Genomic DNA, 9,242 nt, shown 5'->3' on the forward strand with positions numbered 1-9,242 from the left:
CCGGTACACCAGCGGTGCACCGGACACCGGGGGGTGAGAGGGCCGCCGCTCAACCCACGCGCCCGGCCGTTCAACCTGCGCCGTGACCTGCGGCGCCACGATCAAACGGCTCCGTGGTCCGCGGATCAGGTCCGATGTTCCCCGGCAGCTCTCGGGACTCGGTCGTAAGGTTCGCGCTGGCCGCGGTCGCCGAATTCGTTGATGCGGACGATCAGGCCGTCCTCGACCTCGACCAGCAGGCAGCGCGGGATGCGGACCGGCGTCCCGTCCGGCAGTTCGCCTTCGAGCGTGGCGGCCGGCGCGAAGCCGTTCGGGCTCACCAGCGGCCGCGGTGCCCTCTTCCGCGGGCCGGTGGGATCGGGTTCAGCGGAGTTCGGCGATGGTCGTCCGCAGCTCGTGGAGCGCCTGCCGGGCGAGTTCGCCGAACCCCTCGTGGTTGGCGGGGTCGGCCCAGCGCGAGTATGCCTCGCCGAACGCGAGGACGCCGAGCCAGGCGGCGACGCTCGCGGGCCGGTCGGGGACGCCGCGGCGGCGCAGCGCCGCGGTCATGGCGTCGGCGAAGCCGGTGCGCTTGAGCGCGTCGCGCTCGCGCAGTTCGCTGTTGGCCGCGACGACGGCGAGGAGGGCGGGCGCGTAGTCGCGCCGGTCGGGGGTGAAGACCGTGGCGACGGCGTCCAGGGCGGCTTCCACGGCGTCGAGCGGTGACGCGGCGCCGGGGGCGTTCGCGATGCCCTCGGTGAGGAGTCCGTTGAGGAGGTCCTGGCCGCCGAAGAGCACTTCCCGCTTGTCGCGGAAGTGCCTGAAGAAGGTGCTCTTGGTCAGCCCTGCCCGTTGGGCGATCCCGATGACGGTGGTGTCGTCGTAGCCCTGTTCGGCGAACAGGTCGAGCGCGGCGCGCAGCAGCCGGTCCCGCGCGTCGGGTTCCCATCGGGCCATGCCCACAGGATAGGCGACGGGACTTGGTCCCATCACTCTGCTACGGTGATGAGACCAAGTCCCATCACTCGTCCGGCACCAAGTCGGACAGGGGCGTTCCCAGGAGGCTTCTCATGCGTGTTCTCGTCACCGGCGCGGCGGGTTGGATCGGCTCGGCGCTCGTCCCCGAGTTGATCGGGGCCGGCCACCACGTCGTCGGCCTGGCCAGGTCGGACCGCTCGGCCGCGGCCGCCGCCGCGCTGGGCGCCGAGGTGCTGCGCGGCGACCTGGCGGACCTGGACCTGCTGCGCGACGCGGCGGCGGGCGCGGACGGGGCGGTCCACCTCGCCTTCGGCCACGACTTCAGCCGCTTCGAGGAGTCGGCGCGGGAGGAGGGGCGGGTCGTCGAGGCGCTCGGCGCGGCCCTGGAGGGCTCCGGCAAGCCGCTGGTCGTCACGTCCGGGACGCCGGTCGTGCCCGGCGGGGTGGCGACCGAGCGCGACCGGGCCGAGGGCGAGGGGTTCGCGGTGCTGCGCGACGTGAACGCGCGGGCGGCGGTCGGCCTGGCCGCGCGCGGTGTCCGCTCCTCGGTGGTGCGGCTGCCCCGGTCCGTGCACGGCACCGGCGACCGGGGGTTCGTCAGGGTGCTGGTCGACACCGCTCGCGACCGGGGCGTCTCCGGCTACGTCGGCGACGGCTCCCACCGCTGGCCCGCCGTGCACGTGGGGGACGCCGCGCGCCTGTTCCGCCTGGCGCTGGAGCAGGCCCCGGCCGGGTCGGTGCTGCACGCCGTCGGCGACGAGGGCGTGCCGATCCGGGAGGTCGCCGAGGTCATCGGCCGCCACCTGGGGCTGCCCGTGGCCGCCGTCCCGGCCGAGGGGTTCGGCTTCCTCGGCGGGCTCCTCGGGGTCGACCAGCCCGCCTCCGGCGCGCTGACCCGCGACCTGCTCGGCTGGCAGCCGATCGGGCCGGGGCTGATCGAGGACCTGGACGCCGGTCACTACTTCGCGTGATGCACGAGACCTCCGACCACCCGGAGTGGTGCGCATGACCGCCTCGGCGGTGGGGACGGCCGACGTGGTGATCGTCGGCGCGGGTCCGGTCGGCTCGGTGCCGGCCGGTGAGCTGTGCCTGGCCGGGGTCCGGCCGGTCGTGGTCGAGCGGTCGCCCCGGCGCGTGCCGGTGCCGCAGGCGGGCGGGCTGGTCGGCCAGGTCGTGCGGTTGACGGACCACCGCGGCCTGTACGAGGGGCTGAGCGAGGACGCCGCCCCACCCCGGCCGGTGGACGCGTTCCCCCAACCTCGGGTGGAAGCCGGCCGCCGAGGTCCGGGGGTGGGCGCCCGCCGGGCTGCTGGACACCTACCAGGAGGAGCGGCGGTCGGCGGGCGAGCGGGTGGTGGTGCCCTCCCAGGCGCAGTTGGCGCTGCTCGCGCCGGGCAGCGAGGTCACCGCGCTGCGGGAGGTGTTCGGCGAGCTGCCGGCCGAGTCCGCGAACGCGCGGCGGATCGCGGCGATGACGGCGGGCGAGGACGAGGTCGATCGGGTGACACCGGCTCACGCGATCCGCTGTCGGCGGGCGCTGCCCGCGACACCGCACAACAACGCGGTGATCATCATTCCGATCACCGCGTTGAGCAGGGCGGTGAAGACGCGGCTCTCGGCGCCGACGTCGAGGCTCAGCGGCAGCACCACGGCGATGGCGGTCAGCAGCAACATGATCCACGTGAAGAACCGGGTCGCCCGCGGGGTGGTGGTCAGCAGCAGCTGCATCAGTCCCGTGGCCGCGAAAGCGCAGAGCGCCGCAGCCAGGGTGTAGGTCAGGGTGTTGGCGTTGCCCCACGTACCCTCGCCCTTCGGCGCGAGCACGGCGGCGTCGAGCAGGCCGCGGGCGGCCAGGATGCCGACGATCGCCAGCAGCCCCGCGACCAGCGCGGTCGCCGCTCCCCCGGCCCACAGCCACCCCGCGTGGAACCCTTCCGTCGAAGGCGACCTCCCGTCCGGGAAGACCGCGGTCCCCGAACGGTCGTCCTCCGGGGGCCACGTGACGACGAAGCCCTTGTCCTGGACCGGGTGACGGGTGCGGTAGTCGTCCGAGCGACCGGTCATGACGTCCTCCTCGGTGCAGACGTGGCATCCGCGGCACATCGACGCGGGCGGGTGTGCCCTCGCGCCGTCGCCCCGCCTGCACGTGGCGGCGGGCTCCCGCACGAGCGCCTACAGCTTCGGCCTCCACCACAGCGCTCATCCAGGGTCGGAGGTCCCGACCGGACAGGTGACGGCGGCTCCACCGCCGGACGGAGCGGTGCCGTCCTCGACGGTGGTCCCCGGGGACGTGGGCCCTGCCGCGTGGCGCACCGCGATCGAATCCCGACCGGAGCGAGCCGAAGGTCCCTGTGCCACCGCCCCGCTCCCGGGAACGCCGGAGGCAGAGGAGGAGGGGACCGCCACGACACCGCGCCCGGCACCACCACGACCGGCCTGGGCCGCGTCCACCACGAACGCCGGCACCGACATCTCCCGGAACCGGCGACGAGCTCGCCACCGCGAGGGCGCTGTCCGACCTCGCGCACCAACTCCTCGACGCTGCGCCGGCCGACGTCGAGGACGTCACCCGCCGGCCGGCACACCCTCCCAGGTGACCGGGAACGGAGGTCCGACATGACCGAGCAGCTGGAAGCCCCGAAGACCGCGCGCCTGCGCGGGGAAGCGCTCGTCGAGAAGGTCAGGGAACTGCTCCACGAGGGCAACGTTCGGCGTCTGCTCATCAAGGACGACGAAGGCCGCACCGTGGTGGAGATCCCCGTGACGGCAGGCGTCGTCGTGGCGGTCGTCGCCCCCGTCGTGACCGCCGTCGCGGCGATCGCGGCCCTGGCGAGCGAGTGGTCGATCGACGTCGAGCGCCACGAGCCGCCTCAGACCTGACGGGGCGACGAGAGGCGTGGTGGGGCGGGACTCCGGCCTCGCCCCACCGCGGTCCTTCGTCCCTGCCCGTGACCTCTTCGGCAACTGACGACGGATGTGACAACGCCAACCGATCCGGTGGATGGACGATGACGAGCACATCGACCCGACCGCCCACCACCGCGGGACCACGTGTCGGCCACCTGGTCGGCGCGGTGGTCGACGCGGTCTTGTTGACCCTGATCAACGGGTCCCCGGGGTGGCGCGCGGTCCCGTTCCTCACGGATGACGCCGTCGAAGTCGTGGTGTGGGTCGACACCGGCCTGGCACTCGGCGTCGTCGTCAACACGCTCTGCGCGCTGTTCCCCCGACGACGCCTGGTCCTGCTCGGCGAAGTGCTGACCACGACGGCGACGCTGGCCGCGCCGGCGTCGGTGTCGGCGGTGTGGCCGTTCAACTTCGAGGACGCGCAGATCCCGTGGACGACGATCAGACGTTCAGGTCCGCGCAGGCGCTTGGCGATGGCCTTGGCCGCGGAGCCGGGCAGCCACCCGACCTCGACCCTGGTGTCGAAGGCGTGCGCGGTGACGTGGTGCCCGAGCGGTGCGAGGGTGTCCAGCCACTCCCGGACGCCGCGGCCGGTGGACACCAGGTCACCGGTGGCCTGGTCGGCGGCTGACCGGCGGGTGGTGGGGCGGCTGAGGCCGAAGGCGTGCGTGGGCGCACCGACGACCAGCAGGCCGACGTCGTCGGGCAGGACGTCGGGTGCGTCGGAGACCTCGACGACGTCGGCGGCCAGGGCTTCCCTGACCGCCTCGGCGATGGTCTTGGTGTTGCCGAACATGGATTCGTAGACCACGAGTGCCCGGGCCATGGCGAACCACCTTCCTTCTCGCCTCCCACGGTGCACCGCGTCCTGCTGACCGGGCAGCGGCGAACAGCCCGGACCCGACCGGGACCTTCGCCTTCCCCACCCGGGACCGGCTGCCCTGTCCCCCGGCTCCCGGGCCGAGGAGGGTCGGAGGTGGAGCGCACTTCGAGGAGGACGCCATGAAGGCGATGGTTTTCCACGGGCCCGGCCAACGGGCCTGGGAGGACGTGCCGGACCCCGAGCCGGCCGCCCCGACCGACGCGGTCGTGCGGGTCACCGCGGCCACCATCTGCGGCACCGACCTGCACATCCTCAAGGGCGACGTGCCCGAGGTCGAGCCCGGCCGGGTGCTGGGCCACGAGGCGGTCGGCGTGGTCGAGCAGGTCGGAGCGGCGGTCACGGGCGTCAAGCCCGGCGACCGGGTGCTGGTGTCGTGCATCAGCGCGTGCGGGCGCTGCGAGTACTGCCGGACCGGTGTCTACGGCCAGTGCCTGGGCGGCGGTGGCTGGATCCTCGGCCACACGGTGGACGGCACGCACGCGGAGCGCCTGAGGGTCCCGTTCGCCGACACCTCGACGCACCTGCTCCCGGACGACGTCGCGGACGACGCGGCGGTGATGTTGTCGGACATCCTGCCCACCGCCTACGAGGTGGGCGTGCTCAACGGCGCGGTCCGGCCCGGTCAGGCGGTGGTCGTCGTCGGCGCGGGCCCGATCGGGTTGGCCGCGGTCGAGACCGCCCGGCTGTTCAGCCCGGGTCTCGTCGTGGCCGTCGACCTGGACCCGACCCGCCTGGCGGCGGCGAAGCAGTTCGGCGCGGACGTGACCGTCACCCCGACCGAGGACGTCGAGCGCGTGGTGTTCGAGCTGACCGGCGGCCGGGGCGTGGACGTGGCGATCGAGGCGGTCGGCGTGCCGGAGACCTTCGAGCTGTGCGCGCGGCTGATCCGGCCCGGTGGCCGGGTGGCGAACGTCGGCGTGCACGGCGCGCCGGCAACCCTGCACCTGGAGCGGCTGTGGATCCGCAACGCGACGATCACCACGGGCCTGGTGGACACCGTGTCGACGCCGACGCTGCTGCGGATGCTCGCGACCGGGCACCTGGACGCGGCCCGGTTCGCCACCCACCACTTCGCCCTGGACGAGATGGAAACCGCTTACGACGTGTTCGCGCGGGCAGCCGAGACCGGCGCGCTGAAGGTGGTGCTGACGCGATGACCGCGGTGGAGGAACGGCTGGACGCGTGGGCGGGGTTCCGCGGCGGGGGCTGGCGGATCGGGATCGACGTGCGCGGGTTCGTCCAGGACAACTACACCCCCTACACCGGCGACGCCGGGTTCCTGGCCGGGCCGACCGAGCGCACGGCCGGGCTGTGGCGGGGCCTGTCCGGGTCGTTCGCCGAGGAGCGGCGGCGCGGGGTGCTGGACGTGGACGTGCACACCCCGTCCACCATCACCTCGCACGGCCCCGGGTACCTCGACCGGGACCACGAGTTCATCGTGGGGTTGCAGACCGATGCGCCGCTCAAGCGGGCGATCATGCCCAACGGCGGCCTGCGCATGGTCGAAGCCGGGTTGCGGGCGTACGGCTACGAGCTGGACCCGGCCGTCCGCGAGGTGTTCACCAAGTACCGCAAGACCCACAACGACGGCGTGTTCGACGCCTACACCGAGCAGATCAAGAAGGCGCGCCGCGCCGGGGTCATCACCGGCCTGCCCGACTCCTACGGGCGCGGGCGCATCATCGGCGACTACCGCCGGGTCGCGCTGTACGGCGTGGACCGGCTCATCGAGGCCAAGCGCGCCGAACGCGCCGCGATCGACACCGTCCCGTCGACCGAGGAGGTGATCCGCGACCGCGAGGAGCTGGCCGAGCAGATCCGGGCCCTGGGCGAGTTGAAGGAGATGGCCGCCTCTTACGGCGACGACATCTCCGGACCGGCGCGCACCGCCCGCGAGGCGGTGCAGTGGCTGTACTACGCCTACCTGGCGGCGGTGAAGGAGCAGAACGGCGCGGCCATGTCGCTGGGCCGCACCTCCACGTTCCTGGACGTCTACCTCCAGCGCGACCTGGAGGCCGGGCGGCTGACCGAGTCGCGGGCGCAGGAGCTGGTCGATGACCTGGTGATCAAGCTGCGGATCGTGCGGTTCCTGCGCACCCCCGCCTACGACGAGCTGTTCTCCGGCGACCCGACCTGGGTCACCGAGAGCATCGGCGGCGTCGGCGAGGACGGCCGTCCCCTGGTCACGAAGACCAGCTTCCGGTTCCTGCAGACCCTCTACAACCTCGGTCCCGCACCGGAGCCGAACCTGACCGTGCTGTGGTCGCCGGCCCTGCCGGAGGGGTTCAAGCGGTTCTGCGCGAAGGTCTCGGTGGACACCAGCTCCATCCAGTACGAGAACGACGAGTTGATCCGACCGCGCTTCGGCGACGACACCGCCATCGCCTGCTGCGTCTCGGCCATGCGGGTCGGCGAGCAGATGCAGTTCTTCGGCGCGCGGGTGAACCTGGCCAAGGCGCTGCTGTACGCGATCAACGGCGGCCGTGACGAAACGACCGGCGAACAGGTCGCCCCCGCGACCGCGCCGCTGACGGGCGAGTACCTGGCCTACCCGGCGGTGCGCGCGGCGTTCGACCGCACCCTGGACTGGCTGGCCCGCACCTACGTCGACGCGTTGAACATCATCCACTACATGCACGACAAGTACGCCTACGAGCGCATCGAGATGGCGTTGCACGACCACCCGGCGCAGCGGCTGCTCGGCTGCGGCATCGCGGGCCTGTCCGTGGTGGCCGACAGCCTGTCGGCGATCAAGCACGCGAAGGTGCGCGTCATCCGCGACGACACCGGTCTGGCCGTCGACTTCGCGGTGGAGGGCGACTTCCCCCGCTACGGCAACAACGACGACCGCGCCGACTCCCTCGCCGTGGGGCTGGTGGAGGACTTCATGGCGCTGGTGCGCCGCTACCCCGCCTACCGCGACGCCGTGCACACCCAGTCGGTCCTCACGATCACGTCGAACGTGGTCTACGGCCGCCACACCGGCAACACCCCCGACGGTCGCCGCGCGGGCGAGCCGTTCGCACCGGGCGCCAACCCGATGAACGGCCGTGACCGGCACGGCCTGGTCGCCGCGGCGCTGTCGGTCGCCAAGATCCCCTACGACGAGGCGCTGGACGGCATCTCCCTGACCGCGAGCATCACCCCGAACGGCCTCGGGAAGACCGCCCGGGAACGGGTGACCAACCTCGTGGGCGTGCTCGACGCCTACACCGACGCGGGCGGCTTCCACCTCAACGCCAACGTGCTCAACCGCGAGGTCCTGCTCGACGCGATGGAGCACCCCGAGAAGTACCCGCAGCTGACCATCCGGGTGTCCGGCTACGCGGTCAACTTCGTGCGCCTGACGCCCGAGCAGCAGCGCGACGTGGTGAATCGCACCTTCCACGGAGGGCTGTGATGACCACCGGGGCCGTCCACTCCTGGGACCTCGCCACGGCGGTGGACGGCCCCGGCACCCGGTTCGTCGTGTTCACCGCCGGGTGCCCGCTGCGCTGCCTGTACTGCCACAACCCGGAGACGCGGTTCGCCCGGTACGGGCGGCGCGTCACCGTCGACGAGGTCGTGGCCGAGATCGCGAAGTACCGGCGGTTCATCCAGGTCGCCGGCGGCGGCGTGACGATCAGCGGCGGCGAACCGCTGCTCCAGCCGGAGTTCACCGCCGAACTGCTGCACGCCGGCAAGGGCATGGGCCTGCACACCGCCCTGGACACCTCGGGTTTCCTCGGCGACCGGGCGTCCGACGCGCTGCTGGCCGACACGGACCTGGTGCTGCTGGACATCAAGTCCTGGGACCCGGCCACCTACCGCCACGTCACCGGAGGGGAGGTCGAGCCGACGCTGCGGTTCGCCCGCCGCCTGTCCGACCTGGGCAAGCCCATGTGGATCCGGTTCGTGCTCGTGCCCGGCCTGACCGACGACCCCGCCAACGTCGAGGGCGTCGCCGCCTTCACCGCGACCCTCGGCCCGGCGGTGGAGCGGGTGGACGTGCTGCCCTTCCACAAGATGGGCGCGCCCAAGTACGAGGCCATCGGCCTGCCGTTCCGGCTCGCCGACACACCGACCCCCGACGCGGCACTGGTCGAGCGGGTGCGCGGGCGGTTCCGGTCGCACGGCCTGCGCGCATGACCGGGCGACAGGGCCAAGGCGGGAGGTGCGCGGGCGACCCCGAGCGGCGAGTCGGAGGTCCCCGTCGGCCGAGGACCTCCGCCCGTGTCGCCGTACCGCGTGCGGGACGACTCTTGAGGTAGGGGGAGACAGCGAGAGGAGACGACGAGCCATGACAGCGATCGCTCACGCCAGAGGCACGACCGGAGCGGTGGCCGCGACCGAGACCCGGACCCGTGCCGGTGTGCTCGCGTTGGCGGTGTTGCGGGTTGCGACCGGTTTGGTGTTCCTCTGGGCTTTCTTGGACAAGGCCTTCGGGTTCGGCTATGCCACGAAGGCCGCCAACGCCTGGGTCGACGGTGGTTCGCCGACCAGGGGCTTCCTGGGC

General features: G+C 72.8%; 10 protein-coding genes and 2 pseudogenes. 9 read left to right on the plus strand and 3 right to left on the minus strand.

Annotated elements, in window-relative coordinates:
- Positions 1 to 125: 125 nt before the first annotated feature.
- A complete protein-coding gene (locus ACFV4N_RS34360; protein WP_499676830.1) occupies positions 126 to 320 on the minus strand; it encodes a hypothetical protein in 195 nt (64 codons plus the stop codon).
- Between the two features lie 43 nt (positions 321 to 363).
- Positions 364 to 936 carry a TetR/AcrR family transcriptional regulator gene (locus tag ACFV4N_RS34365; RefSeq protein ID WP_499676831.1) on the minus strand — a complete coding sequence of 191 codons (573 nt, stop codon included), beginning with the start codon at positions 934 to 936 and terminating at the stop codon, positions 364 to 366.
- A gap of 113 nt (positions 937 to 1,049) precedes the next feature.
- On the opposite strand from ACFV4N_RS34365, the gene ACFV4N_RS34370 reads away from it, so the two are divergent.
- On the plus strand, positions 1,050 to 1,928 hold the full coding sequence (locus ACFV4N_RS34370; protein ID WP_499676832.1) for an SDR family oxidoreductase: 879 nt from the start codon (positions 1,050 to 1,052) through the stop codon (positions 1,926 to 1,928).
- 34 nt (positions 1,929 to 1,962) lie between these two features.
- Positions 1,963 to 2,178, plus strand: a pseudogene (locus tag ACFV4N_RS34375) (FAD-dependent monooxygenase); the annotation flags it as partial.
- 291 nt (positions 2,179 to 2,469) lie between these two features.
- On the opposite strand, the gene ACFV4N_RS34380 reads toward ACFV4N_RS34375, so the two are convergent.
- The gene (locus tag ACFV4N_RS34380; protein ID WP_499676833.1) at positions 2,470 to 3,021 is read right to left on the minus strand and encodes a DUF6069 family protein; all 552 of its coding nucleotides are present in this window, start codon (positions 3,019 to 3,021) and stop codon (positions 2,470 to 2,472) included.
- Positions 3,022 to 3,308: 287 nt separating this feature from the next.
- Here ACFV4N_RS34380 and ACFV4N_RS34385 point away from each other — a divergent pair, with 287 nt between their 5' ends.
- The 7 genes and pseudogenes from ACFV4N_RS34385 to ACFV4N_RS34415 form a co-directional block, all read left to right on the plus strand.
- Positions 3,309 to 3,554: a dsRBD fold-containing protein gene (locus ACFV4N_RS34385; RefSeq protein WP_499676834.1), complete on the plus strand. Its 246-nt coding sequence runs from the start codon at positions 3,309 to 3,311 to the stop codon at positions 3,552 to 3,554.
- A gap of 19 nt (positions 3,555 to 3,573) precedes the next feature.
- Complete coding sequence (locus tag ACFV4N_RS34390) at positions 3,574 to 3,837, plus strand: DUF4342 domain-containing protein (protein ID WP_499676839.1); 264 nt, start codon at positions 3,574 to 3,576, stop codon at positions 3,835 to 3,837.
- Between the two features lie 128 nt (positions 3,838 to 3,965).
- Positions 3,966 to 4,670, plus strand: a complete 705-nt coding sequence (locus tag ACFV4N_RS34395; RefSeq protein ID WP_499676835.1) for a hypothetical protein — start codon at positions 3,966 to 3,968, stop codon at positions 4,668 to 4,670.
- 196 nt (positions 4,671 to 4,866) lie between these two features.
- Positions 4,867 to 5,904 (plus strand): zinc-dependent alcohol dehydrogenase family protein, encoded by a 1,038-nt coding sequence (locus ACFV4N_RS34400; RefSeq protein ID WP_499676836.1) that lies wholly within the window; start codon positions 4,867 to 4,869, stop codon positions 5,902 to 5,904.
- Positions 5,901 to 8,147 (plus strand): formate C-acetyltransferase, encoded by a 2,247-nt coding sequence (pflB, locus tag ACFV4N_RS34405; RefSeq protein WP_499676837.1) that lies wholly within the window; start codon positions 5,901 to 5,903, stop codon positions 8,145 to 8,147. Before ACFV4N_RS34400 ends, pflB begins: the two co-directional genes overlap by 4 nt.
- Positions 8,147 to 8,875, plus strand: coding sequence for a pyruvate formate-lyase-activating protein (gene pflA, locus ACFV4N_RS34410; RefSeq protein WP_499676838.1), 729 nt, complete (start codon positions 8,147 to 8,149; stop codon positions 8,873 to 8,875). The genes pflB and pflA overlap by 1 nt, the downstream gene beginning before the upstream one ends.
- A gap of 151 nt (positions 8,876 to 9,026) precedes the next feature.
- A pseudogene (locus tag ACFV4N_RS34415) lies at positions 9,027 to 9,242 on the plus strand (hypothetical protein); the annotation flags it as partial.

Origin of the sequence: Actinosynnema sp. NPDC059797 (genome assembly GCF_042732085.1) — a bacterium.
Lineage (GTDB): Bacteria > Actinomycetota > Actinomycetes > Mycobacteriales > Pseudonocardiaceae > Actinosynnema.

What these genes read in the sequence shown, in the direction of transcription:
- ACFV4N_RS34365 (WP_499676831.1), bottom strand. Translation starts at nt 936, where the DNA reads ATGGCCCGATGGGAACCCGACGCGCGGGACCGGCTGCTGCGCGCCGCG.
- ACFV4N_RS34370 (WP_499676832.1), top strand. Translation starts at nt 1,050, where the DNA reads ATGCGTGTTCTCGTCACCGGCGCGGCGGGTTGGATCGGCTCGGCGCTC.
- ACFV4N_RS34380 (WP_499676833.1), bottom strand. Translation starts at nt 3,021, where the DNA reads ATGACCGGTCGCTCGGACGACTACCGCACCCGTCACCCGGTCCAGGAC.
- ACFV4N_RS34390 (WP_499676839.1), top strand. Translation starts at nt 3,574, where the DNA reads ATGACCGAGCAGCTGGAAGCCCCGAAGACCGCGCGCCTGCGCGGGGAA.
- ACFV4N_RS34395 (WP_499676835.1), top strand. Translation starts at nt 3,966, where the DNA reads ATGACGAGCACATCGACCCGACCGCCCACCACCGCGGGACCACGTGTC.
- ACFV4N_RS34400 (WP_499676836.1), top strand. Translation starts at nt 4,867, where the DNA reads ATGAAGGCGATGGTTTTCCACGGGCCCGGCCAACGGGCCTGGGAGGAC.
- pflB (WP_499676837.1), top strand. Translation starts at nt 5,901, where the DNA reads ATGACCGCGGTGGAGGAACGGCTGGACGCGTGGGCGGGGTTCCGCGGC.
- pflA (WP_499676838.1), top strand. Translation starts at nt 8,147, where the DNA reads ATGACCACCGGGGCCGTCCACTCCTGGGACCTCGCCACGGCGGTGGAC.